At 72.4% G+C, this 24,447-nt stretch carries 20 protein-coding genes and 1 tRNA gene; 8 read left to right on the plus strand and 13 right to left on the minus strand.

What is annotated here, in order from left to right:
- Positions 1-14: 14 nt before the first annotated feature.
- A complete protein-coding gene (locus ABZ854_RS10065) occupies positions 15-1,841 on the minus strand; it encodes an endonuclease/exonuclease/phosphatase family protein (RefSeq protein WP_361207088.1) in 1,827 nt (608 codons plus the stop codon).
- A 283-nt stretch (positions 1,842-2,124) separates the two neighbouring features.
- Between ABZ854_RS10065 and ABZ854_RS10070 the strand changes: the two genes are divergently transcribed.
- From ABZ854_RS10070 to ABZ854_RS10080, 3 genes are all read left to right on the plus strand, one after another.
- Positions 2,125-3,552: a hypothetical protein gene (locus ABZ854_RS10070; protein WP_361207091.1), complete on the plus strand. Its 1,428-nt coding sequence runs from the start codon at positions 2,125-2,127 to the stop codon at positions 3,550-3,552.
- Between the two features lie 69 nt (positions 3,553-3,621).
- Positions 3,622-3,691 (plus strand) — tRNA-Lys (locus tag ABZ854_RS10075).
- 370 nt (positions 3,692-4,061) lie between these two features.
- Positions 4,062-5,645, plus strand: coding sequence for a TROVE domain-containing protein (locus ABZ854_RS10080; protein ID WP_361207094.1), 1,584 nt, complete (start codon positions 4,062-4,064; stop codon positions 5,643-5,645).
- A 265-nt stretch (positions 5,646-5,910) separates the two neighbouring features.
- Here ABZ854_RS10080 and ABZ854_RS10085 read toward each other — a convergent pair whose 3' ends face one another.
- The 7 genes from ABZ854_RS10085 to ABZ854_RS10115 all read right to left on the minus strand — a co-directional run bounded on the left by ABZ854_RS10085 (position 5,911) and on the right by ABZ854_RS10115 (position 13,265).
- Positions 5,911-7,071: a TerD family protein gene (locus tag ABZ854_RS10085; protein WP_361207390.1), complete on the minus strand. Its 1,161-nt coding sequence runs from the start codon at positions 7,069-7,071 to the stop codon at positions 5,911-5,913.
- 82 nt (positions 7,072-7,153) lie between these two features.
- The gene (locus tag ABZ854_RS10090; protein ID WP_361207097.1) at positions 7,154-8,143 is read right to left on the minus strand and encodes a zinc-dependent alcohol dehydrogenase family protein; all 990 of its coding nucleotides are present in this window, start codon (positions 8,141-8,143) and stop codon (positions 7,154-7,156) included.
- Complete coding sequence (locus ABZ854_RS10095) at positions 8,140-8,985, minus strand: carbohydrate ABC transporter permease (RefSeq protein ID WP_361207099.1); 846 nt, start codon at positions 8,983-8,985, stop codon at positions 8,140-8,142. Before ABZ854_RS10095 ends, ABZ854_RS10090 begins: the two co-directional genes overlap by 4 nt.
- Positions 8,982-9,920 carry a sugar ABC transporter permease gene (locus ABZ854_RS10100; protein WP_361207102.1) on the minus strand — a complete coding sequence of 313 codons (939 nt, stop codon included), beginning with the start codon at positions 9,918-9,920 and terminating at the stop codon, positions 8,982-8,984. Before ABZ854_RS10100 ends, ABZ854_RS10095 begins: the two co-directional genes overlap by 4 nt.
- Positions 9,917-11,290: a sugar ABC transporter substrate-binding protein gene (locus ABZ854_RS10105; RefSeq protein WP_361207105.1), complete on the minus strand. Its 1,374-nt coding sequence runs from the start codon at positions 11,288-11,290 to the stop codon at positions 9,917-9,919. The genes ABZ854_RS10100 and ABZ854_RS10105 overlap by 4 nt, the downstream gene beginning before the upstream one ends.
- 108 nt (positions 11,291-11,398) lie before the next feature.
- Positions 11,399-12,169, minus strand: a complete 771-nt coding sequence (locus ABZ854_RS10110) for a DeoR/GlpR family DNA-binding transcription regulator (RefSeq protein ID WP_361207108.1) — start codon at positions 12,167-12,169, stop codon at positions 11,399-11,401.
- A gap of 286 nt (positions 12,170-12,455) precedes the next feature.
- On the minus strand, positions 12,456-13,265 hold the full coding sequence (locus ABZ854_RS10115; protein ID WP_361207111.1) for an NAD(P)-dependent oxidoreductase: 810 nt from the start codon (positions 13,263-13,265) through the stop codon (positions 12,456-12,458).
- Positions 13,266-13,475: 210 nt separating this feature from the next.
- Here ABZ854_RS10115 and ABZ854_RS10120 point away from each other — a divergent pair, with 210 nt between their 5' ends.
- Positions 13,476-14,639, plus strand: coding sequence for a hypothetical protein (locus ABZ854_RS10120; RefSeq protein WP_361207114.1), 1,164 nt, complete (start codon positions 13,476-13,478; stop codon positions 14,637-14,639).
- Here the strand turns inward: ABZ854_RS10120 and ABZ854_RS10125 are convergent.
- Complete coding sequence (locus ABZ854_RS10125; RefSeq protein WP_361207117.1) at positions 14,576-15,808, minus strand: MFS transporter; 1,233 nt, start codon at positions 15,806-15,808, stop codon at positions 14,576-14,578. The two genes, ABZ854_RS10120 and ABZ854_RS10125, sit on opposite strands and share 64 nt — an antisense overlap.
- Before the next feature lie 177 nt (positions 15,809-15,985).
- Between ABZ854_RS10125 and ABZ854_RS10130 the strand changes: the two genes are divergently transcribed.
- The 3 genes from ABZ854_RS10130 (at position 15,986) to ABZ854_RS10140 (ending at position 18,311) form a co-directional block, all read left to right on the plus strand.
- Positions 15,986-16,567 (plus strand): TIGR03086 family metal-binding protein, encoded by a 582-nt coding sequence (locus tag ABZ854_RS10130; protein WP_361207120.1) that lies wholly within the window; start codon positions 15,986-15,988, stop codon positions 16,565-16,567.
- Between the two features lie 47 nt (positions 16,568-16,614).
- On the plus strand, positions 16,615-17,376 hold the full coding sequence (locus ABZ854_RS10135; protein ID WP_361207123.1) for an MBL fold metallo-hydrolase: 762 nt from the start codon (positions 16,615-16,617) through the stop codon (positions 17,374-17,376).
- Positions 17,377-17,513: 137 nt separating this feature from the next.
- Complete coding sequence (locus tag ABZ854_RS10140; RefSeq protein WP_361207126.1) at positions 17,514-18,311, plus strand: HAD family acid phosphatase; 798 nt, start codon at positions 17,514-17,516, stop codon at positions 18,309-18,311.
- Positions 18,312-18,361: 50 nt separating this feature from the next.
- Here the strand turns inward: ABZ854_RS10140 and ABZ854_RS10145 are convergent, their stop codons facing one another.
- The 4 genes from ABZ854_RS10145 to ABZ854_RS10160 form a co-directional block, all read right to left on the minus strand.
- Positions 18,362-19,813 carry a penicillin-binding transpeptidase domain-containing protein gene (locus ABZ854_RS10145; RefSeq protein WP_361207129.1) on the minus strand — a complete coding sequence of 484 codons (1,452 nt, stop codon included), beginning with the start codon at positions 19,811-19,813 and terminating at the stop codon, positions 18,362-18,364.
- 55 nt (positions 19,814-19,868) lie between these two features.
- On the minus strand, positions 19,869-20,537 hold the full coding sequence (locus ABZ854_RS10150) for a response regulator transcription factor (RefSeq protein WP_361207131.1): 669 nt from the start codon (positions 20,535-20,537) through the stop codon (positions 19,869-19,871).
- Entirely contained in the window at positions 20,534-21,790 is a 1,257-nt protein-coding gene (locus tag ABZ854_RS10155; RefSeq protein WP_361207134.1) for a histidine kinase, read from the minus strand. Before ABZ854_RS10155 ends, ABZ854_RS10150 begins: the two co-directional genes overlap by 4 nt.
- Before the next feature lie 185 nt (positions 21,791-21,975).
- Positions 21,976-22,746, minus strand: coding sequence for an IclR family transcriptional regulator (locus ABZ854_RS10160; RefSeq protein ID WP_361207136.1), 771 nt, complete (start codon positions 22,744-22,746; stop codon positions 21,976-21,978).
- A 130-nt stretch (positions 22,747-22,876) separates the two neighbouring features.
- Here ABZ854_RS10160 and ABZ854_RS10165 point away from each other — a divergent pair, with 130 nt between their 5' ends.
- Positions 22,877-24,406, plus strand: coding sequence for an aldehyde dehydrogenase (NADP(+)) (locus ABZ854_RS10165; RefSeq protein WP_361207139.1), 1,530 nt, complete (start codon positions 22,877-22,879; stop codon positions 24,404-24,406).
- Positions 24,407-24,447 lie beyond the last annotated feature (41 nt).

Genomic DNA, 24,447 nt, shown 5'->3' on the forward strand with positions numbered 1-24,447 from the left:
CGGCCCGACGGGCGCTACGGACGGAACCGCAGCACCTGCGGGTCGTGGTCGCTGATCTGGTCGTGGAACTCCGCGTTGACGTGCACGCTGTCGTACGCGAAGTCGTGGCCGCGCCGGATCGCCGGGCTGATCAGGATCTGGTCCAGCACCTGCTCGTTGCCCTGGTAGTCGTAGGTGTAACGCTCGCTCCTGGGCAGCGACTTGATCGCCGACCACAGCACGCCGTCGTCCTGGAGGATCTTGGCCGTGCCGGAGAACTCGAAGTCGTTCATGTCGCCGAGCGCGATGACGTCCGCGTTCTTCTGGACGGACAGGATGTCCTTCGCGAACGCGTTCACCAGCGTCGCCTGCGCGTGCCGTTGGATCTCCGAGCTGCGCGTGGGCGGCTGGTACTGCGAGGTCAGCCCCTGGTCGCCGCCCTTGGACGTGAGGTGGTTGCCGATCACGAAGACCGTCTTGCCGCGGAAGACGAACTGGCCGACCAACGGCTTGCGGCTGTCCTTCCAGGCCGCGTCCGACGGCGCGATCCGGCCCGGGGACGCCGTCAGCTGCGCCTTGCCGTGCACCTTGGTGACGCCGACGGCGGTGGTGGAGTCGCCGCCCGCGCGGTCCACGAAGGACACCCGCTGCGGGTTGAACAGGAAGACGTTGCGGATGTTGCCGCCCGGCTCGCCGCCGTCCTGGTCGTTGACCGGGTTGATCGAGCGCCACTCGTAGTGCGGGCCGCCCGCCGCGACGATCGCGTCGATCAGCTTGTTCACGGTCGTGCTCGCGTCGACCGTGCCGTCGTCCTTGGCGCCGTTGTCGTCCTGGATCTCCTCCAGCGACACGATGTCCGGGGATTGCAGGTTGTGCACGATCGCCGCGGCGTGCGCGTCGAAGGTGCCGTCGGACGGGTCGAGGTTCTCGACGTTGTACGTCGCCACCGCCAGCTCGCGGTGCGACTGCTTCCGGGTGGTCTCGCGCTGCAGGCCACCGCTCTTCAGCGTGCCCAGCTCGCTCGCGACCAGGGTGTAGCCGCCGTACTGGTTGAAGTCGAGTGGGCCGGTGGTGGTGCCGGTGAGGGTGTCACCGACGTCCGCCTTCGGGAAGTCCGCGGTCGAACCCAGCGACTGGATCTGCAGCCGGCCGGTGTTCTGCCCGTCGTAGGAGCCGTACACCGTGCCGCCGCGCCGGTTGGCGTGCTCGTGCGGCTTCACCGTCACCCACAGCTCGCTGTACGGGTCGGTGCCCGTGACCACGCGGGTGTCGGCGACCTGGACGTTCATGCCCTCCAGGGATTCGTAGTAGTCCAGGGCGTACGTCGACGGCCGCAGCGGCAGGCCGTCGACGGAGCCGCCGGCCGCGGTGTCACCGGCCGGCGCGTACCGGGAGGGCACCGAGCGGGCGTCGATCACCGTCGGCGCGGGGACCGCGTTGCCGGTGGAGACCGTGGTGATCGCCGGCTTGCCGATCTCCGTCAGTGACTGGTTCCCCGAGGACGTGCCGCCCGGGACGTACTCCGAGACCGTGCCGGACACCGTGACCGAGTCGCCGACGGCGACCTTCGGGTTGGATCCGGTGTAGACGAACACGCCCTCACTGGTCGCCGGGTTGTCGTCCGGGTTCGGGTCCTGGAACCAGAAGCCCTTGGAGGAGCCGTAGGAGCGCGTGGCCGTGACGATGCCGGGTACGTCCGCGACCTTCTGCCCGGCGAGCGGCGATATGCGGGTGGTGCCCTGGATGTCATGGATGCGCACCGAGTCGGCGTGCGCGGGGGAGGTGAGGACGACGGCGGACGCCGCGCTGCAGACGGCGGCGACGGTGAGCGCGGCGAGGCGCGCGGAAGACCTGCTCGGCAAGGGATCCCTCCGGGGACGTGCGTGAGCGCCGGGACGAGGGTGGAACGGCTGTGTGTGCGGGGCTGGTGGCCCTGTGTGACACGCGTAGCGAAGAGTGAACAGTTGTCCCCCCAACTTCTACGCGCGTCAATCTCCTGCTTGGGCCCCGCAGTTGTCAAGGTTTCGGCCATGTACGGGAGCTGACGAGGAGATGAACCGGGCGGCATGGGTGGAAATCCGTCTAGGCTGAGGGGTTGAGTCGTACGGCCGCGTCGTGCGTCCGAGTCCCGAGGAGAACCAGCCGATGTCAGACAGCTCCCCCCTGCCGCCCGTACGGCTGCACCCCGAAGCGGAGCTGGCGCGCGCCGCCCTGTCCACCCCGTTGCTCTCCCGCGCCGCCCGGCTCGCCCGCTGGGCGGGCCCCGGGACGCGGGTGGACGCCGGTGGCGGGCTGGTGGAGGAGCAGCTTCCGGCCGCCGCCGAGGAGCTGGGGCTCACCGGCGACGACGCGGCCGCCTACGCGAGCGAGGCGTGGCGGGTCGCCCTGGACGCCGGGCTGGTCGAGATCGCCGACGAGGAGACCGGCACCGTCGCCGCCGGGCCGGAACTGGCGCGGCTCACCGGCGGTTCCCCGCACGACGTCCTCGCGGTGTGGCTCGCCGGACTGGAGACGGTCGTCGCCGACGCGACCGTGCCCGACCTGGACGGGCTCGCCGAGGCCCTGGAGGAGGGCGGCGAGGTCGATTTCTCGTCACTCGACTGGGACCCCGAGGCCGAGGCCGAGTTCCTCGACGGCGTCCTCGGCAACCTCTACCTGCTGACGGTCAGTGAGGACGGTCCCGGCGAGAGCCCGGTGCCGCTGCCCGCCCTCGCCGCCTCCATGATCGTGCCCAGCGACATGGGCGAGCCCACCAACGACGTCCTGGAGCAGGTCTCCGACGCGATGATGCGGCTCGACGACCAGTTCCGGATGCTGGAGCCGGCCGGACTGGTGGAGTACCAGCCGGTCGACGAGGCCCTGATGGCCGACGCCGACGAGGAGCCCGCCGCACCGGTCGACGACACCGACGTCGCCCGCTACGGCATGGTCCGGCTGACCCCGCTCGGCCTGTACGGGCTCCGGGCGCGGCTGCTGGAGGCAGGCGTCGAGGCGCCCGCGGTCGGCGAACTCGCCGAGAAGGGCGCCGACGCGCTGCTCTCCGGCACCGCCCAGTTCGGCCAGTCCGCCGCCCAGGCCGAGACCGAGCAGTGGCTGACCCGCCGCGAACCCCTCGCCGCCGCAGCCGAGTTGCTGGCCGCGGCCCGGGGCGCGGACACCGGCGCGCCGCTGCGCAGGCTCCGCTGCCAGCAGGCACTGTCCCTGGTCGGCGCGGAGGCCGAACCGGCCCTGCGGGACGTCCTCGACGACCCCGAACTGGGCGGCCTCGCCCGGGTGTGGCTCAGCGAACGCGGCGCCCCGGACGTGCCCGCGCCGTCGGAGCAGCTCGTCTTCTGGCTGACCATCGACACGATCGCCGCCCAGCTGGCCGCCGAGGGCAACTCCGAGGAGCTGCAACTGCTCGTCGAGGGGCTGGCCGGACAGCACAGCGGGTTCTTCGCGGTCGCCTGGCGCGTTGACCATCCGGCGACCGCCGACGTCCTGGAGGCGATGGGGCGGCTGCACCCCGACAAGAAGGTGGCGAAGGAAGCACGGAAGGCGGCCTTCAAGGCACGCTCCCAGCACGGGGGTTGAGCGAGAACGGGGAAAAGCACGCCGTTAATTCGTTCGCTCGGCCCGCGGCCCGCCCTTTAGAGTGATCCACGTCCAGGTGCGAAGGCAGGACCTACTTCCACTCTTAATGGGGAGGCCGCGGGTTCGAGTCCCGCCACCGGCTCAACGGGCCGGTGTAGCTCAGAGGCAGAGCACCAAACGTCGGTTCCGCCGCCCTCGATCTCTGGACACCGAAGACTTCACGCACCTCCCGGTGCGCCGGAAGCGGCTACTTCCCTTTCACGGAACGACACACCAGCCGCGGCCGAATCGATCTCGGGAGGCGCGGCACATGGTGGGTGCCCGGTGCGCAGGCAGCGGTTACTTCATCGGATCGGACGGTTGCGGGTTCAAGTCCCGTCACCGGCTTTGGGCCGGTGTAGCTCAATGGGTAGAGCATCTGGCTAAGTCCGCCGCCGACCCCGGATCTCGGGCACCTTCCATTTGCCGCGCCTCCCTCCGAAAAGCAAGCGAATTCGGGGGAATTCATCATGGCGCGATTCAACACGCGGGCTGCCAAGGCGCAGCCCATTTCCGCAGTCACTTCGACGGGCCGCGTCCTGCGGACTCACGCGGGCGGCCGGGGCCGGGAGCGCGACGCGCGCTCCGAGCTCTTCCTGCTCGCCGTGTCCAATCTCGTCGGGCGGAACACCTTCTACGAGAGCGGCGCCGACCGCGACGACCGGTTCACCCGCCTGGTCCGCGGCCTCGCCGTGAGCGACCCGTCCTGGACGGCCGGACTACTGGCCTGGCTGCGCGGCGAGGGCAACATGCGCACCGCCTCGCTCGTCGGCGCCGCCGAGTACGTGCACGCGCGGCTGGCCGCCGGCGCCACCGACGGGCCGTCCAACCGGCAGGTCGTGGCCTCCGTGCTCCAGCGCCCGGACGAGCCCGGCGAGTTGCTCGCCTACTGGACGGCGACGTACGGCCGTGCCGTGCCCAAGCCCGTCAAGCGGGGGATCGCCGACGCCGTACGGCGGCTGTACCACGCCAAGTCTCTGCTGAAGTACGACACCGCGTCCAAGGGCTACCGCTTCGGCGACATCCTCAACCTGGTGCACGCGGCTGACGACCCGGACAAGCCGTGGCAGGGCGAGCTGTTCCGGTACGCGCTCGACCGGCGCCACAACCCGGACACCGCCGTGCCCCCGGCGTCGCTGCCGGTGCTCACCGCGCACCGTGAGCTGATGGCCCTGCCCGTCGAGGAGCGGCGGGCGGTCGTCACCGCCCCGGGCGGTGCCGAGCGGCTGGCGGCGGCCGGGATCACCTGGGAGGCGCTGGCCGGCTGGCTGCAGGGGCCGATGGACAAGGCGGCCTGGGAGGCCGTCATCCCGTCCATGGGCCCGATGGCCCTCGTCCGCAATCTGCGGAACTTCGACGAGGCGGGCGTCTCGGACGAGGTCGCCGCACAGGTCGCGGCGAGGATCAGCGACCCGGCGCAGGTGGCGCGCTCGCGGCAGTTCCCCTTCCGCTACCTGGCCGCCTACCGGCACGCGCCGTCGCTGCGCTGGTCCTATCCGCTGGAGCGGGCGCTCGGTCACTCGCTGGCCAACGTGCCCGCGCTGCCGGGCCGGACGCTGGTGCTGGTCGACCGGTCGGGCTCGATGTTCTGGTCGCCGGTGTCGGAGCGCTCGCAGCTGACCCGGGCCGACGCCGCGGCGATCTTCGGCACGGCCCTCGCGCTGCGCGCGTCGGACGCCGACCTCGTCGAGTACGGCTCGACCAGCCGGGCGGTGGAGTACCGGGCGGGCGAGTCGGTGCTGAAGATCCTGGAGCGCTTCGGGAACCTCGGTGGTACCGACACCACCGAGGCGGTGCGGCGGCACTACGCGCGGCACGACCGGGTGCTGATCGTCACCGACGAGCAGTACGCGCCGAACCGGCACGGGGACCCGACCGCGCAGGTCCCGGCCCATGTTCCGGTCTACACCTGGAATTTGGAGGGTTACCGCGCGGGGCACGGCCCCTCGGGCGCCGACAACCGGCACACCTTCGGCGGCCTCTCGGACGCGGCGTTCCGCATGGTGCCGCTCCTGGAGGCGGCGAGGAACGCGGACTGGCCGTGGGTGGCGTGAGCGACCGGCACGTCCCCGGCCCCCGGCACCGCGGCCGGCCGGGGGTGGGCCACGCTCACCTGCGCCAGCAGGGTGCCGCCGCGCCCACCCGTGCCGCCCTGCGGCACGCCTGCCCGCGGTAGAAGCGCCCCGAAGGGGCGCGGGGCTGTGTCGACATGCGGCTCCGCCGCGCGGGCGCGACCAGCCACAACGCGCCCGCACGCGAACGAGCCCGCACGCGAACGAGCCCGCACGCCAACGTGCCCTCAGCCGAACCGGCGGCCGCCTACAGCGCTCGCGCGCCCGGGTCCACCATGTTGCGGACGGTGCGGGCCTTGACGAAGTCGCCCAGGGCCGTCATGTCCCACTCGCCGGAGAACTGGCGGACCAGCTTGGCCATCAGGACGCCTGTCTGGGCCTCGGCGTTGGTGAGGTCGAAGCGGACCAGTTCCTCACCGGTGGCGGCGTCGAGGAGGCGGCAGTACGCCTTGGCGACCTCCGTGAACTTCTGGCCGGAGAAGGAGTTCACCGTGAAGACCAGGCCGGTGACCTCCTGGGGGAGACGGCCCAGGTCGACCGTGATGACCTCGTCGTCGCCCCCGCCCTGGCCGGTGAGGTTGTCGCCGGAGTGCTTGACGGCGCCGCCCAGGATCGTCAGCTTGCCGAAGTAGCAGCTGTCGATGGCGTTGCGCTGCGGGCCGTAGGCGATGACCGAGGCGTCGAGGTCGATGTCCTTGCCGTGGAAGGCGGGCTCCCAGCCGAGGCCCATCTGGACCTGGCTGAGCAGCGGCTGTCCGCCCTTGACCAGCGACACGGTCTGCTTCTTCTGGAGGCTGACCCGCCCCTTGTCCAGGTTGATCTTCCCTGCGCCCGGAGCGGGCGGAGCCGGCGGGGCGGCCGGGACCGGCGGAGCCACCGGCTGCGGTGCGACCACCGGCTGGGGCGCCGCGGCCGGTTCCTCCACCGTCACGCCGAAGTCGGTCGCGATGCCGGCCAGCCCGTTGGCGTACCCCTGGCCGACCGCCCGGGCCTTCCACTGGCCGTTCCTGCGGTAGATCTCCACGATCACCAGCGCCGTCTCGGTACCGAGCTGCGGCGGGGTGAACAGGCCCAGGACCGAGCCGTCGGCCGCGTCCCGGATCGTCGCCGTCGGCTCGATGCCCTGGAAGGTCTGGCCCTGCGCGTCGGGGCTCGCGGTGACGACGATCTTCTCGATGTCCGGCGGCACGGCCGCGGTGTCCACCGTGATCGCGTCGGGCCCGGCACCGCCGCCGGACCGGTACGTCACGCCCGGCCCGGTCGGCTGGTTGTAGAAGATGAAGTCGTCGTCGGAGCGCACCTTGCCGTCGGCGGTGAGCAGCAGGCTCGACACGTCGAGCCGCACCGGCGCGGCGACGTCCACCGTCACGCGGGCGGCCGACAGAGGGATGTTCGAGCCAGGGGTCATAGCTGTCATGCCGGGTGAACGAACGACATCACTTTGCCGTTCCCTTACCGCCGGACCGCCCGCGAACCGTCCCCCGATCGGCTCAGGGCACCACCACGATCTTGCGGCCGACGCCCGCCGCGAACTGCTCCAGCGCCTGTGGGTAGCGCTCCAGCGGGATCCGGTCGCTGATGAACACCTCCGGGTCCAGCACCCCGTTCGCGAACAGTTCCGCCGCCCGCTCGAAGCTGTGCAGGACGGCCATGGAGCCGGTGATGGTGATCTCCTGGTTGTAGATGCGGTACGGGTCGATCGTCACCCGGGTCGCGTAGTCGGCGACACCGAACTGGAGGAACGTGCCGGCCTTGGCGACCCGGTCCAGGCCGTCCTGGATCGCCGCCGCGTTGCCCGTCGCGTCGACGACGACGTCCCAGCCCTGCGGCCGGTCCAGTTCGTCCGCGGCGGTGGCGGCTCCGGAGACGCCGAGCCTGCGGGCCGTCTCCAGGCGGGCCGGGTTGACGTCCACCATCTCCACGCTCGCCGCGCCGGTGCGCTTGGCCAGCTCCAGCATCATCAGGCCCATGGTCCCGGAGCCGTAGATCAGCACGTGGGCGCCGAGCCGGGACTGCAGCACGTCGTAGCCGCGGACCGCGCAGGACAGCGGCTCGACGAGGGCCGCGTCCTCGGTGCGGACGTGCTCGGGGAGCCGTACGCAGTTGGCGACGGGGGCGACCGCGTACCGGGCCGCGCCGCCGGCCGTGGTGACGCCGATGGCAGCCCAGCGCTCGCACAGGTTGTTGTGCCCGGTACGGCAGTGCCGGCACTCGTAGCAGTACAGGGACGGGTCGACGGCCACCCGGTCGCCGGCCGCGAGTTCGGTGACCTGGGAGCCGACGCCGACGACCGTGCCCGCGAACTCGTGCCCGGGGACGATCGGCAGCTTGGGCGCGAACTCGCCCTGGAGGATGTGCAGATCGGTGCCGCACAGACCGCAGGCGGCCACCTCGACGACGACCTCGCGGGGCCCGGGCGTCGGGTCCGGGACCTCGGTGACGACGGCGCGGCCCACGGACTCGATGACGGCGGCCTTCATTTCACGGCTCCCAACGACAGGCCCTGGACCAGCTTGTCCTGGGCGGCGAACCCCGCGGCGAGCACCGGCAGGGAGATGACGAGCGACGCGGCGCACACCTTGGCCAGGAACAGGCCCTGGCTGGTGATGAAGCCGGTCAGGAAGACGGGGGCCGTCTCGGCCACCACGCCGGTCAGCACGCGCGCGAACAGCAGTTCGTTCCAGCTGAAGATGAAGCAGATCAGGGCGGTGGCCGCGATGCCGGGCAGGGCGATCGGCGCGACCACGCGCGCGAGGACGGTCGGCAGCCGGGCGCCGTCCACCGTCGCCGCCTCGATGACGGCGACCGGCACCTCGGCGAGGAAGGACTGCATCATCCACACCGCGATCGGCAGGTTCATGGAGGTGTAGAGGATGACCAGCAGCCAGATGTCGTCGAGCATCCCGGCGTTCTTGGCGAACAGGTAGATGGGCAGCAGGCCCGCCACGGCGGGGAGCATCTTGGTGGACAGGAAGAAGAACAGCACGTTGGTCCACTTGCGGACCGGGCGGATCGACAGCGCGTAGGCCGCCGGGAAGGCCAGCAGCAGGACGAGGGCCGTCGACGCCACCGAGGCGACCGCCGAGTTGATCAGCGCGGGCCAGGGGCTCGCCCCGCCGCCGGTGCCGAAGAACTCGCGGTAGCCGTCCAGGGTGAGGGAGGCCGTGAAGGACGGCGGGTTGGTCGCCGCGTCGCTCTCCGAGTGGAAGGACGTCAGCGCCATCCAGGCGATGGGCAGGAAGAACAGGATGCCGGCCAGCCAGGCCACCAGGCCCAGACCGAGTCCGCCGCGCGCTCTGCGCCGGGGCGATGCGGTGCTCATGCGCGGGACACCTCCTCGCGGAACAGGGACGACACCACGCGCAGGGCGAAGGTCGCGATGACGATCGAGCCGATGACCACCAGGACCCCGGCGGCCGAGGCGAGGCCGTTCTCGTGGGCCTGGTAGAAGCTCTGGTAGACGGTGTAGGGCAGGTTCGCCGTGCCCAGGCCGCCGGACGTGATCGTGAAGACCGCGTCGAAGTTCTGCACGATGTAGATCGAGCCCAGCAGGGCGCCGAGTTCGAGGTAGCGGCGCAGATGGGGCAGGGTCAGGTGGCGGAAGATCTGCCAGTCGTTCGCGCCGTCGACCCGGGCGGCCTCGATCTGCTGCTGGTCGCGGCTCTGCAGCCCGGCCAGCAGGATCAGCATCATGAAGGGCGTCCACTGCCACACCAGGGACGCCTCGACGGCGAGCAGCGGGGTGTTCGAGATCCAGTCCGGCTGGGGGCCGCCCACATAGTGCAACAGCCCGTTGAACAGGCCGTATTCGGGGTTGTAGAGCACGTGCTTCCAGAGCAGGGCGGCGGCCACGGGGACCACGAGGAAGGGCGCGATGAGCAGGGTGCGCACGATGCCCCGGCCGCGGAACCGCCGGTCCAGCAGCAGCGCCAGTGCCAGGCCCAGGACCAGGCTGGCCAGCACCACGCCGACGGTGAGCAGCACGGTCGTCCACACCGAGTGGCGCAGGTAGGCGTCGGTGAGCACCTGCCGGTAGTTGTCGAGGCCGGTGAAGCGGCGGGCCTTGGGGTAGAGGGCGTTCCAGTCGAACAAGGAGATCACCAGCGTGGCCACGAAGGGCAGCTGGGTCACCACGATCATGAAGACCAGTGCGGGCAGGAGCGGGGCCCGGGTGGCCCAGGCGCGCAGCCGGGCCGAGGGCTGCTTCGGTGTTCTCACGGGGGTCGCGGCCACGGGGGCCGTGGTCGTCGCTGTCATCGTCCCTCGTACTCCTTGGAGATCTTCTCGGCGAGTGCCTGCGACTTGTCGAGGGCCGATTCGACGGACTGGCGTCCGGCGATGGCCGAGCTGATCTCCTGGGAGACCTTGGTGCCGAGGTCGGTGAACTCGGGGATGCCGACGAACTGGATGCCGGGCGCGGGGCGCGGCTGTACGCCGGGGTCGTTCGGGCGGGCGTTCTCGATGGCCTCCTTGGTCGTCTCCTGGAACGCGGCGGCCGACTTGCGGTAGTCGGCGTTGCCGTAGGTGGAGGCGCGCTTGCCGGCGGGGACGTCCGGCCAGCCGCTGGTCCGGCCGACCAGTTGCTCGTACCCCTTGCCGGACGCCCAGGAGACGAACTTCCAGGCCTTGTCGGGGTTGTGGGAGGCCTTCTGGATGCCCCAGGCCCAGGTGTAGAGCCAGCCGGAGGACGTCGTCTTCTCCACGGGCGCGGGGGCGTAACCGAGCTTGCCCTCGACCGGTGAGCCGGCGGCCTCCAGCAGGCCGGCCGCGCTGGTGGCGTCGTACCACATGGCGACCTTGCCCTGGGTCATGTCGTTCAGGCACTCGGCGAAGCCGGACTGGGCGGCGCCGGACTCGCCGTGCTGCCGTACCAGGTCGACATAGAACTTCGTCGCCTTCACGAACTCGGGGGAGTTCAGGTGGGCGTGCCACTTCGTGTCGAACCAGGTGCCGCCGAAGGTGTTGACCACGGTGGTGAGCGGTGCCACCAGCTCGCCCCAGCCGGGCAGTCCGCGCAGGCAGATGCCCTTCATGCCCGGCCGGGCGCCGTCCGCCTTCGCGGCGAGGTCGGCGACCTGCTGCCAGGTCGGGTGTGCGGGCATGGTCAGGCCCTTCGCCGCGAACACGTCCTTGCGGTACATCAGGAACGACGACTCGCCGTAGAAGGGCTGGCCGTAGAGCTTGCCGTCGTCCGCGGTGAGGGACTGGCGCATCGGCTTGAGGACGTCCTGCTCGTCGTAGGACGGGTCCCTGGCGACGTAGGAGTTCATCTCGTGCAGCCAGCCGTTGCGGGCGTAGATCGGTATCTCGTAGTTGGACAGGGTGGCCACGTCGTACTGGCCGGCCTGGTTGGCGAAGTCCTGGCTGATCTTGTCGCGGACGTCGTTCTCGGGCAGGACGGTGAAGTTGACCTTGATGCCGGTCTCTTTGGTGAAGTGAGCGGCGGTGAGCTTCTGCAACTCGGTCATCTGGGGGTTGTTGACCATCAGCACGTTGATCGAGTCGCCGCCGGAACCGGTCCCGCCCGCGCCGGCCCAGCAGCCGGAGAGCAGCGGGGCGAGCAGCGTCCCCGCGGCGGCCGCGGCGAGTGTGGCTCGCGGCGGCCTCCGTCGGTTCGGGATGCGCATGGATCGCTCCTGGATACGTGAGGGAGACAGGGGAGTTAGGTGGAGATAGGCAGATATAAGGGGTAGTCGAGGGCGGGGGTGTGCCCCTGCGGGCGGTGAGTCGGTGGGTCAGACCCGGATGACCTGTGGGCCCAGCAGGGAGTAGCGGTGGGCCTCGGCCGTCGGGAGCAGGGTGCTGGTCACGATCGCCTCCAGGGCGCCCACCTCGGCGAACCGGCAGAAGCTGACCGCCCCGAACTTGGTGTGCACGCCCGCGAAGACGGTGCGCCGGGCCGCGCGCACGGCCTGCGTCTTGACCTCGCTGACGGCCGGGTCCGGGGTGGTCAGGCCGTGCTCGCGGGAGATGCCGTTGGCGCCGATGAAGGCGAGGTCGAGGACGAAGCCGGAGAGCATCTTCGTCGTCCAGTGGTCGACGGTGGCCAGCGTCCCGGAGCGGACCCGGCCGCCGAGCAGCAGAACCTGGACGTTCTCGGCCTCGGCGAGGCCGCCCGCGACCGGCAGGGAGGCCGTGACCACGGTCAGCGCCCGGTCCCTCGGCAGGGCCTCGGCGATGAGCTGCGGGGTGAAGCCCTCGTCGACGAAGACCGTCTCGGCGTCCCCGAGCAGCTCGGCCGCGGCGGCCGCGATCCTGCGCTTCTCGGGCACGTGGCTGGTGGCCCGGACGGCGAGGGTGGTCTCGAACCCGGCGCTCTCCACCGGGTAGGCGCCGCCGTGGGTGCGCCGGATGAGCCCGTGGTCCTCCAGGGCGCGCAGATCGCGCCGTACGGTCTCCTTGGCCACGCCCAGCTCGGCGGCGAGGGCGGTGACGTCGACGGAGCCGGTGGCGCGCGCCGCCCGCACGATGTCGCGCTGGCGTTCCTCCGCCGTCCTCGTCCTCATGATCGTCACCCACTTCCCGCGGAACTGCCCGTTCGGGCTCCTGGGGGAAGTTCTACAGCGGGGCGGCGGCGCTGACCAGGCCTGTTGCGGGCCCGATACTGCCCGTATGGGCCCGTTCGCGGCGCGGTGTGCCCGGCGCGGACCTGCGGGGCTTCCGGGCGGGGGGTTGCGTCCGGGCCGCCCGGATGCCCGGATACGGCGGCAGGCGGGACCGTTCGGTGCCCGCCCGCACGCGTGAGCGATCGTTTCGAGCCGCTTCGCCGGGGTCGGGGGGGCTCGGCCGGTGTCAGTACGGCCAGATCGGCGGGTCGGTCACGAAGTGCCCGCCCAGGTGGCTGTGGGCCGGGTCCGCGGGGTCCAGCTCACCCTGCTCGGCGATCAGCTTCTCGGCGTACGGCTCGGAGTCGTCCCGGGGCTCGTACCCGAGCGCCCGCGCGCTCGTCAGGTCCCACCACAGGCGGGTGTTGGCCGAGGAGCCGTAGACCACGGTGTGGCCGACGCCCTCGGCGGTCAGGGCCGCGTGGAAGAGGCGGGCGCCGTCCGCGGGGCTCATCCACACCGACAGCATCCGCACGCTGGTCGGCTCGGGGAAGCAGGAGCCGATGCGCACGGAGACCGTCTCCAGGCCGTGCTTGTCCCAGTAGAACTGGGCGAGGTCCTCGCCGAAGGACTTCGACAGGCCGTAGAAGGTGTCGGGGCGGCGCGGGGTGTCCACCGGGATCAGCGGCTCGCCCGCGCGCGGGGCGGGGGTGAAGCCGACGGCGTGGTTGGAGGAGGCGAAGACGATCCGCCGCACGCCCTCCTGCCGGGCGGCCTCGTAGAGGTGGTGGGTGCCCTCGATGTTCGACGCGAGGATCTTCTCGAAGGGCGCTTCCAGGGAGATGCCGGCGAGGTGGATGATCGCGTCTGTGCCACGCACGGCCGCGCGCAGGGCGTCCAGGTCGGCGAGGTCCGCGGTGACGGCGTCCGGCGCGCCCTCGACGGGGCGCACGTCGAACAGGCGCAGCGTGTAGCCGTACTTCGGCAGCAGGGACCGCATCAGGGTGCCGAGGCCTCCGGCGGCGCCGGTGAGCAGAACGGTGCGGGGAGCGGGCATCCTCGGTTCTCCTTGTGGCCAGTATTCACATACATACACACGCTATGGAGCCGCCCCTGGTGGCGTCAAGTGTCGCGCGCACCAGGGCGTTTCGCTCATCCACGGCCCACGGGGTCGCTTGACCTGCCGCGTGGAGGCCCCGTAGCGTGCGCACATTCATGAATGTGGACGTCGGTCAGAAGAATGCATCAGTATGCGAGGGGAGTGCCCGTGAAGGCCTCGGCGTTCGTCTACCCCTGGGACGTGGTCGGTGATCCCGCGGCCCCCGAGCGGCTCGCCGCCCTCGGCATCGAGCAGGTGACCCTCGCCTCCGCCTACCACTCCACCCGGGCCCTGACCCCCCGCCACCCCCGCCACCGCGTGGTCACCGCCGAGTACGCGGCCGTCCTCTACCCGCCCGGCGACCGCTGGTCCGGCCGCGGCCTGCGGCCCTGCCCCGCCGGCCGCTGGGCCCCCGCGGACGCCTACGGCGAGGCCGCGGCGGCCCTCGCGGAGGCCGGCCTCCCGGCGCACACCTGGGTCGTGCTCGCGCACAACTCCCGCCTGGGCGCCGAGCACCCCGACACCTCGGTCGTCAACGCCTACGGCGACCGCTACCCCTGGGCGCCCTGCATCGCCCAGCCCGCCACGCGCGCGTACCTCGTCGACCTCGCCGCCGAGGCCGCCGTACGCCCCGGAGCGCACGGCACCGAACTGGAGTCCCTCGGCTGGTACGGCCTCGCGCACCTGCACGCCCACGACAAGACCTCGGGCGTGGCCCTCGGGGACGCCGGGCAGTACCTGATGTCCCTGTGCTTCTGCCCGTCCTGCCGCACCGGCTACGGCGCGCACAGCCTGGACGCCGACGCGCTCGCGGCGGCCGTGCGGGACGCGCTGGAGCCCCTGTGGCGCGGGGAGGCCGACGACGGAGGCTGGACCGGCGTGGCGAAGCGGCTCGGCGAGGACACCGCGGCCGCCACGCGCGCGTGGCGTGAGCACACCGCGCGCACCCTCCAGGAGGAGGCCGTCGCCGCCGTCCGCGCCGGCGCCCCGGACGGCTTCCAGGTCCTGCTGCACGCCGACCCGGTCCCCCACCACTGCGGCGCCAACGCAGGCGTCGACCCCGCCCACATCCTCTCCGTCGCCGACGGCGTGGTCGTCCCCTGCACCGGCGGCCCGGACCTCCTGGCCCCGTTCGCCGCCCAGGGACACGCGGACGCCGTCCTGGCCGCCAACTTCACGATTGTCTCCGGCATGGGCGGCAGCCCGGCCACGCTCGCGGCGGACGCCGCCCGCGCCGGCGCGCACGGGGCGACGGAACTCCGTCTCTATCACGCGGGGTTGGCCTCCGACACGGACCTCGCGGCGGTCCGCGCGGCCCTGTCGGCGCGCTGAGCGAGCGGAACAGCCGTCGACAGCAGCACCAGCCCGTACACCGGGCACAGCAGTCCGGGCCCGGCCAGCTCGACGAGACCGGCCCCGGCGGCCAGCCCGAGCACGTTCGGCGCGAACAGCAGCGTGTTGGCGGTGGCCGTCACCCGGCCCAGCAGCGGCCCGGGCGTCTCCCGCTGTACGGCGGTGAGCGCGGCGATCAGCACACAGGGCAGTCCCAGACCGCCCGCCGCACTCGCCACCAGGGCCACCGGGGTCGACGCCACCGCCCGCGCGGCCACCGCGAGAGCCGTCACCGCGATCCCCGCCGCCGCGAAACGTCCCGGGCCGAGCCGGCGCAGCGCGGGCCCCGAGACCAGCCCCACCGCCACCGACCCCGTGCCCTGGACGGCGTACAGCACCCCCACGAAGGCCGGCGGTTGGCCGAGGCGGTCCACGACGGCGTACAGCGTCGTACTGCTCAGCGCGGCCAGCAGCATCGTCGTGCCGCCCGCCAGCACCAGCGGGCGCAGCGCCGGGTGCCCCCACAGACGGCGGGCGCCCTCGGCGGTCTCCTCCCACCAGCCGCCGCCGGAGCGGACCGGCCGCTCCTCGCGCACGCCCAGCAGCGCGCACAGCCCGGCGGCGGCGACGAACGTGGCCGCGTCCAGACAGGCGACGCCCGCCCCGCCGTACACCGCGTACAGTCCGGCGCCCGTCAGCGGGGCCACCAGCTTCATGCCCTCCGTGAGGGTCATGCGCAGCCCGTTGACGTCGGCGAGCAGCTCCGGGCCGACGGCGGCGGACAGCAGGGCGGACTCGGCCGCGTCCTGGACGACACCGGTCGCGCCGTACGCGACCAGCACGGCGAACAGCAGCCACAGCCGGCCGGGGGAGTCCACCGCGCACAGGGTGAGCACGGCACCGGCCAGGCCCAGATCGCCCGCCACGAGGAGCGTTCTGCGGCGGACCCGGTCGGCGAGCGTGCCCAGCGCCGGTCCGGCCAGGGTGGGCGCCCACAGGGCCGCCGCGCACAGCGCGGCCAGGCCGTCGGATCCGGTGAGGTCCTTGACCCACACGCCCGACGCCAGCCACAGCGCGGAGGTGCCGAAGCCGGACACCACCACGGCGGTCAGATACAGCCCAGCGTCCCGGTCGCGTACGACGCGGGCCACGGTCCAGGAAGTCGTCATGCACGCCGATCGTGGGCCTAAGGGGGGTGCCCCGGGATCGGGAAGACGCCGTAGATCCGGCCGGCGTCCGGGGCCGCTCGAAACTCTCGGCCGCGGCACCGATGAGTTCCGGTGGGCCGGCCGGTCAGCACTTCGTACCTCTACCGCTACAGCTACCGCGATCCCGAGGAGCACCGGATGACCGACACCTTTCTCGATCTAGGCCCGCAGGCCCTGATCGTGGCCCGGCTCGCCGAGAACGTCACCGACGAGCAGCTCACGGCCGCCACGCCGTGCTCCGACTACGCGCTGCGGAACCTGCTGGGCCATCTGCTCGGGCTGTCCGTCGCCCTCCGGGACGCCGCCCGCAAGGACCTCGGTGCGACGACCGACACGCCCCCGGCCTCCGCAGTCCCCGACATCGGCCCCGACTGGCGCGCGGAACTGCCCAAGGCGCTCGACGAACTCGCCGAGGCGTGGCGGGACCCGGCCGCCTGGACCGGCGCCACCCGCGCGGGCGGCGTGGACCTGCCGGGCGCGGTCGCGGGGGCCGTCGCCACCGACGAACTCGTGATCCACGGCTGGGACCTGGCCCGCGCCACCGGCCAGGACTACGCCCCCGACCCCGCCGCCCTGGAGTCGGCCCACGGCTTCCTCCTCGCCGCCGCCGACAGCCCGAACGGCGGCATCTTCGGGCCCGTCGTGCCGGTTCCCGCCGAGGCGCCGCTGCTGGACCGCGCGGTGGGGCTGAGCGGCCGCGACCCAAAGTGGCGTCCCTGAGGCCGTAAACCGTCACCGGTGAGCGCGTGCCGTCGTACCCTCCCTGCATGCCGCTCACCCTGACCGTCCTCGGCACCGCCTCGCCGCACCCCGGCCCGGACCGGCCCTGCTCCGGCTATCTGCTGAGCGGCGGCGGGGCCGAGGTGTGGGTGGACGCCGGGCCGGGCACGTTCGCCGCGTTGCAGCGGCACACCGACCCGGCGCGGCTCACCGCGATCTGGATCTCCCATCTGCACGCGGACCACTGTGCCGACCTGCTGGCCGCCGCCTACGCCTTCGCGTTCGGCGGCATGACCCCGGCCGCGCCCCTGCCCGTCTACGCCCCGCAGGACTGCGGACGGCGGCTGGCCGGCTTCTTCGGGCGGCCCGACGTGGAGTTCCTGAAGGACGTCTTCGACTTCCGTGCCCTGTACGACGGCCATGACGTGCGGCACTGGAACCTCCGGCTCACCGCGCGGGCCGTCGCCCACGACACCGAGTCGTACGGGCTGCGCGCCGAGTGCCAGGGCAGCGTGCTGGCCTACTCCGGGGACAGCGGGCCCTGCCCGGCGCTCGGCGAACTCGCCTCCCGCGCCGATCTGTTCCTGTGCGAGGCGGACGTCGACGGGCAGCGCGACGGCGCACAGTTCCCGCCGGTCCATCTGACGCCCGAGGACGCCGGCCGCATCGCCCGCGAGGCGCGCGTACGCGAACTGCTCGTCACCCACGTCGGACCGGGCCTCACCCGGGAGGCGGCCGCCGCCCGTGCCGCCGAGGCCGCGGGCCGGCCCACGCACGCCGCCGTCGAGGGCGACACCAGGACCTTCTGAGCCGCCCCGGCCGACCCTGCGTCAACTCCCGGCGCCGCGCGGCGTCACGGCGACGGGCGGCCCGTCCGGCGCATGGCTTGATATCGATCGCGCAACGGTCCTCGCGCGCAACCGGGTGACGCGCGTAGAAACCTGTCATGCATAAAACACTGCGGATCGCGGCGGCCACCGCCGCATGTGCCATCGCCGGTACCGCTCTCTACGGCGCGGGCGCGGCCACCGCCGGCCAGAGAACGGCGAACTCGACCCACGAGCCCTACAACATCGGGGTCCTGGTCAAGGACATCGACACCTACTACGGCACCCACGCCGACAGCGACGGTGTCTACCAGGCGTCTCCGGACAGCCCGTACGCCAAGGACTTGGCGGACATCGACCGCGCCGCCGAGCGCTACATCGACAAGGCCGCCCGCAAGGCCCACCACCGGGGCGAGAAGCCGGCCGTCGTCTTCGACATCGACGACACGCTGCTCCTCAGCCTCGACTACGAGAAGCGCTACAACTACACGTACAACCCGGTCACCTGGAACGACTACGTCAACCGGGCCGACCGCCCCGCCGTCTTCGGCAGCCCCGAGCTGGTGCGCTACGCCCGGTCCAAGGGCGTCGCGGTCTTCTACAACTCCGGGCTCAGCGAGGCCCAGCGCGCCGGGGCCGTGGAGAACCTGAAGAAGATCGGCGCCGACGTGAACCTCGACGCCGGCCACATGTTCCTCAAGGACAAGGACCACCCGCCGGCCTACCTCGCCGGCTGCGCCACCCCGGGCACCTGGAACTGCACCACCGTGCAGTTCAAGTCCGGCACCCGCAAGCACATCGAGCACGACCTCGGCTACGAGATCATCGCCAACTTCGGCGACCAGTACTCGGACCTGGACGGCGGCCACGCCGACCGCACCTACAAGCTGCCGAACCCGACGTACTTCGTCAGCTGAGAACTGCCGTCCCGCCGCCCGGCCGGCTCCCGGCCGGGCGGCGGTCGGCCTCAGCCCTTCAGCGCGGCCTTCATCATCGCCCTGGCCACCGGCGCGGCCAGCCCGTTCCCGCTGACCTCGGAGCGCGCCGCGTCCGACTGCTCGACCATCACGGCGACGGCGACCTCCTTGCCGCCGGACTTCCCGTACGACGTGAACCAGGCGTACGGCGTCTTGCTGTTGTTCTCGCCGTGCTGGGCGGTGCCCGTCTTGCCGCCCACCGTGACCCCGTCGATCAGCGCGTTCGTGCCCGTGCCGTCCTTGACGACCGTCTCCATCGCCGACCGCAGCTGCGCGGCCGTACGCGAGCTGACGATCCGCTTGGTGTCCGTGTCGTCGCCGTAGTCCTTCAGCACGGACCCGTTGCCGTCGGTGATCCGCGACACCATGTGCGGGGAGAGCAGCTCGCCGTCGTTGACGATCGCCGCCGACACCAGCGCCATCTGCAGCGGCGTGGCGGTGACGTCGAACTGGCCGATGCCGGACAGCGCGGTCTGCGCCTTGTCCATCCCGGACGGGTACACGCTCGCGTACGCCCGCACCGGCACGTCCTGCTTGTCGTCGTCGAAGCCGAACTTCTCGGCCATCGCCCGCACCTTGTCCTGGCCGAGGTCGACGGCCATCTTGCCGAAGACGTTGTTGCAGGAGTACTGCAGCGCCACCCGGATCGAGGCGTTCTTGCAGGGGGCGGACTTGTTCTCGTTCGTCAGGGGCACCGTCGTGTCCGGTGCCGTGTACGGGTCGGGGCTGTCCGTGTGCTGGTTCACGTTGTCGTACAGCCCGTCCTCCAGCGCGGCCGCCGCCACGACCAGCTTGAACGTCGAGCCCGGCGGCAGCGGCTGGCGCAGCGCGCGGTTGGTGAGCGGCTTGTCCTTGTCGTGGGTGAGCCGCTTCCACGCGGAGCCCGCCGTGTTGGCGTCGGTGAGCGTCGAGGGGTCGTACGACGGGGTCGACACCACCGCCAGGATCTTCCCGGTCTTCGGGTCGATCGCGACGGCGCCGCCCTTCTTGCCGCCCAGCGCCTCGTACCCAGCCTTCTGCACCGCCGGGTCGATCGTGGTGAGCACGTCGCCCGGCCCGGCGCGCTTGCCGGTGACCGTGTCCAGCACGTTCTTCAGCCGGTTGTCCGTGCCGTTGAGCAGGTCCTGGTAGATGCCCTCCAGCTGCGTCGGCGCGTACGCCTGCGAGGCGTAGCCGGTCACCGCCGCGTACAGCGGGCCATCGGTGTACGTCCGCTTGTAGGCCAGGTCACCGCCCTTCGTGCGGGCCGAGCCGGTGACCGGCTTTCCCGCCACGATGATGTTCCCGAGCGGCTGTGAGTACGTCTGGATCACGTTCCGCCGGTTGTCGTTGTCTTCCGCGAGGGCCTTGCCGTCGTAGAACTGCAGCCAGGTCGCCCTGATCAACAGAGCGAACACGAGCAGCAGTGTGAAGACGGACGCCCGCCTGATCGTCTTGTTCATCCCGCAGGTGAAGACGAACCGGACGGGGGCGATCGTTCCCGTACGCCCGCATTTCTCATCGCGCGTTCAGGAAGCCCGCCTCGTACGCGGCGATCACCGCCTGGGTGCGGTCCCGGGTGCCGGTCTTGGCGAGGACGGCCGCCACGTGCGTCTTCACCGTGGCGGGACCCACCGCCATCAGCCGGGCGATCTCCGCGTTGGTGAGCCCCGCCGCCAGGTGCCGCAGCACCTCGCTCTCCCGGCCGGTGAGACGGCCCACCCAGGCGGGGGGTGCCGGCGAGCGCCGCGCGTGCTCCGCCGCCAGGGCGCGCACGGCCGACGGGAACAGCAGGCTGTCGGTGCGCGCGACCAGCCGTACCGCCTGGACGAGCGCGTCGGCCTCGGCCCGCTTCAGCAGGAAGCCGGACGCTCCGACGCGCAGCGCCTCGTACACGTACGCGTCGTTCTCGAAGGTGGTCACGACCACGATCCGGGGCGGGTCGTCGAGGGTGGCGAGGATCTGTTCGGTGGCCCGGATCCCGTCGGTCTCCGGCATGCGCACGTCCATCAGCACCACGTCCGGCCGTGCCGCGCGGACGACGGACACCGCCTCGGCGCCGGTCGCGGCCTCGCCGACGACCTCCAGGCCGGGCTCGGCGGACAGGATGGCGCGCAGCGCGGTGCGGACCATGCGCTCGTCGTCGGCGAGGACCACGCGGATGACGGGCGGGACGGGCGGGGTCATACGGTTCCCTTCAGCGGCAGTCGGACGTGCAGGCGCCAGCGCTCCCCGGCCGGGCCGGCCTCGGCGGTGCCGCCGAGCAGGCGGACCCGGTCGGCGATGCCGCGCAGGCCGTGTCCGCCGCCGGGACGGGGAGCGGGGGCGGCGGGAGGGGAGCCGAGCGGGTTCTCCATGGTGAGTTCCAGGTGGCCGTCGGCGGTGGTGGCGAGGGTCAGGGCGACCGGCCGGCCGGCGTGCCGCAGGGCGTTGCTGAGGCCCTCCTGCACGATCCGGTACGCCTCGCGGGAGACCAGCGGGGGCAGGGCGGCCGGGTCGGTGCCCAGGGTCGCCGTCACCCGCTGGCCGGCCGCCCGGGTCCGGCTGAGCAGGCCGTCCAGGTCGGCCGCGAGGGTCGGCGCGGGCGCCGTGCCGGGCGCGTCCCCGTCCCTCAGCACGCCCAGGACGGCGTCCAGTTCACCGACCGTGCGCCGGGTGGTGTCCTCGATGGCGGCCAGCGCCTCGCGCACGAACTCCGGGTCGCTGTCCAGGACTCGGCGGGCGGCGCTCGCCTGGAGGGTGACCGCGCTCAGGGCGTGGCCCACACAGTCGTGCAGCTCGCGGGCGAGCCGGTTGCGTACGGCGAGATCGGCGGCCCGCGCCTCCGCCGCCGCCAGCCGGTCCTCGGGGGTGGGCCCCAGCAGGGCGGGCGCCCAGCGGGCCAGCAGCGCCCCGCAGCCGGCGGCGCACGCGGCCAGGGCGAGCAGCATGGCCAGGCCGGCGACCGGGGAGAGCGCCAGCGCCCAGCCGTGGTGGAGGAAACCGGGCAGGGCGAGCGGGCTGTCGTGTATCGAGGCGAAGACCGGCAGCACGATCAGGACCAGCGCGAACGGCGGCACGGACAGCGACATCCCGGAGATGACCCCGCCGAGCCCCAGGTGCAGCGTGAACCAGGCGGCCGTACGCCCCCGCGCGGCCCGCGTCCGGGCCGGCCCGTGGGCGAGGGCGTCCCCCTCCACACCGCACAGGGCACGGACGGCCGCGGACTCCAGCGGCCGGGTCAGCGGGAACACGGAGGTGGCCGCGGCGAGCGGCAACCCGACCGCGAACGAGCCGAGCTGGAGGGCGAGAGAGCCGAAGACGTCGTCCGCGCCGGTGAGCGGTCCGACGACCACCGAGCCGACGAAGACGTACGGCATCGCGAGCGCGCCGCCCAGGATCAGATGGATCCAGCGCCGCCGCGCCCGCCCACCGAACAACAGCCGCAACACCCCGGTCACCGGCGCAGCCCGGCGGATCCGGGGGCCGCAGGGCCGAGGGCAAAGACGGTTCGTGCGGGGGAGGTTGAGGGCGGCATGCACCCATGGTCCCGCGCCGGACCGCGCGTTCACCTCCTGCTCGCCGGTGATCTTCCTCCGCCGGACGGGGGAGGAGGGGCGGAAACGGATCGGCGGCGGGGCCGGGGTCAGAGACGGCGGGTGGCCAGGGTCAGGCGGTCGCGGGCGTCGAAGAGGGCGTCCTTGATCATCTGTTCGTGGGCCGGGGTCAGCCGGGCCACCGGGACCGAGCAGCTGATCGCGTCGCGGGCCGGGGTGCGGTACGGCACCGCCACCCCGAAGCAGCGCAGGCCGAGCGTGTTCTCCTCGCGGTCGACCGCGAAACCCTGCTCCCGCACCTGGTGCAGTTCCTCGATCAGCTTCTCGCGGTCGGTGATCGTGTGCTCGGTGAGGGCCGGCAGCGTCTCCGGCAGCAGCTTGCGCACCTGCTCGTCGGTGTGCGTGGCGAGCAGCGCCTTGCCGAGGGAGGTCGAGTGGGCGGGCAGCCGGCGGCCGACCCGGGTGAACGGGCGGAGGTAGTGCTGCGACTGCCGGGTGGCCAGGTACACCACGTTCGTGCCGTCGAGACGGGCCAGGTGGATGGTCTCCGTCGTGTCGTCGGAGAGCCGGTCCAGGGTGGGGCGCGCGGCCGCCACCACCTCGTCACCGTCGATGTAGGACGTGCCGACCAGCAGCGCGCGCACCCCGATGCCGTACCGCGTGCCCGTCGCGTCCGTCTCCACCCAGCCCAGCTCCACCAGCGTCCGCAGCAGCATGTACAGGCTGGACTTGGGGTAGCCGACCGCTTCCTGGACGGCCGCGAGGGAGTGCATACCGGGGCTGCCGGCGAAGTACTCGAGCAATTCCACGGTCCGCACAGCGGACTTGACCTGCGCGCCGCCTGTCTCGCCTGCCGACATCGCCCTTGACCCCTTCGTTGGACGGCAAATAGTCTCCGAGCAGCATATTCATCATCAGAGACAGTGTTCAGTATATCGAACGCGGCTGATACTGGCCTAGACAGTGCGGCACTACTTGGAGGGACCCGCGGTGGCAGCAGCACCAGTGTGGAGTGTCGACCCGCGCACCGGGAAGCAGCGTGAACAGGTTGCGGTGGAGGCCACAGCCGAGGAGGTGGACGCGGTCGTCCGCGCGGCCCACGCCGCGCGCGGCGCCCTCGCCGACCGCGCCGTCCGCTCCGCCTTCCTGCGCTCGGCCGCCGACGGCCTTCAGAGCGCCCGCGACCAGCTCGTCGAGGCCGCCGACGCCGAGACCGCGCTCGGCCCCGTCCGGCTGACCGGCGAACTCGCCCGCACCTGCTACCAGCTGCGGGCCTTCGCCGACATCGTCGACGAGGGCGCCTTCCTCGACGTCGTCATCGACCACCCCGACGCCACCGCCACCCCGCCGATCCCCGACCTGCGCCGCTACAAGGTCCCGCTGGGCGTCGTCGCCGTCTACTCCGCCTCCAACTTCCCGTTCGCCTTCTCCGTCGCCGGCGGCGACACCGCGAGCGCGCTCGCCGCGGGCTGCCCGGTCGTCGTCAAGGCCCACCCCGACCACCCGGCCCTGTCCGAGCTGGTCGCCAAGGTGCTGCGCCGCGCCGCCGCCGGGCACGGCATCCCCGAGGGCGTCCTCGGTCTGGTGCACGGCTTCGAGGCGGGCGTCGGGCTGATCGGGCACCCGCTGGTCGCCGCCGCCGGCTTCACCGGTTCCGTACGGGGCGGACGGGCCCTCTTCGACGCGGCCGCCGCCCGCCCGGTGCCGATCCCCTTCCACGGCGAGCTGGGGTCGCTGAACCCCGTCCTGGTGACCGAGGCGGCCGTGGCCGAGCGGGCGGAGGCCATCGGCGCCGGGCTCGCCGGGTCCATGACGCTCGGCGTCGGCCAGTTCTGCGTCAAGCCCGGACTGGTCCTGGTACCGGCGGGTGAGGACGGCGACGCCCTGGTCAAGTCCCTCACCGCCGCGGTGAGCGACACGGACGCGGGCGTCCTGCTCGACCACCGCATGCGGGACAACTTCCTCGCCGGAATCGCCGAGCGGGCGCGGCTGGACGGCGTGGAGTCCCCGGTGACGCCGGGCGCGGGTGGCGAGCACACCGTCAGCGCGGGCTTCCTCACGGTCGCGGCCGGCCGGCTGGCCGAGGAGGGGGCGTACGACCTGCTCCTGGAGGAGTGCTTCGGGCCGGTCACCGTGGTGGCCCGCTACGCGGACCAGGGCGAGGCGACGGCGGTGCTGTCCCGGCTGCCCGGCAACCTCACGGCGACGGTGCACCTGTCCGAGGATGAGGCGTCCGGCGGGGGCCGGGGCGCGGAGATCCTCGCGGAACTGACGCCGCTGGCGGGGCGCGTGCTGGTGGATGGGTGGCCGACGGGGGTTGCTGTGGCTCCGGCCCAGCATCACGGTGGCCCCTACCCCGCCACGACCTCCACGTCCACGTCCGTGGGGGGTACGGCCATCGAGCGGTGGCTGCGGCCGGTGGCGTACCAGAACGCGCCGGAGGGGTTGCTTCCTGCGGAGCTGCGGGACGGCAATCCATTGGGGGTGCCTCGGCGGTTCAACGGAGTGCTTGAGCGGTAGCGCCGTTGGGGGTGTGGTGGGTGCGCGGCTGCGAGCGCGTC

Source organism: Streptomyces sp. NPDC047028 (assembly GCF_040644095.1).
In the GTDB taxonomy this organism is placed as follows: Bacteria; Actinomycetota; Actinomycetes; order Streptomycetales; family Streptomycetaceae; genus Streptomyces.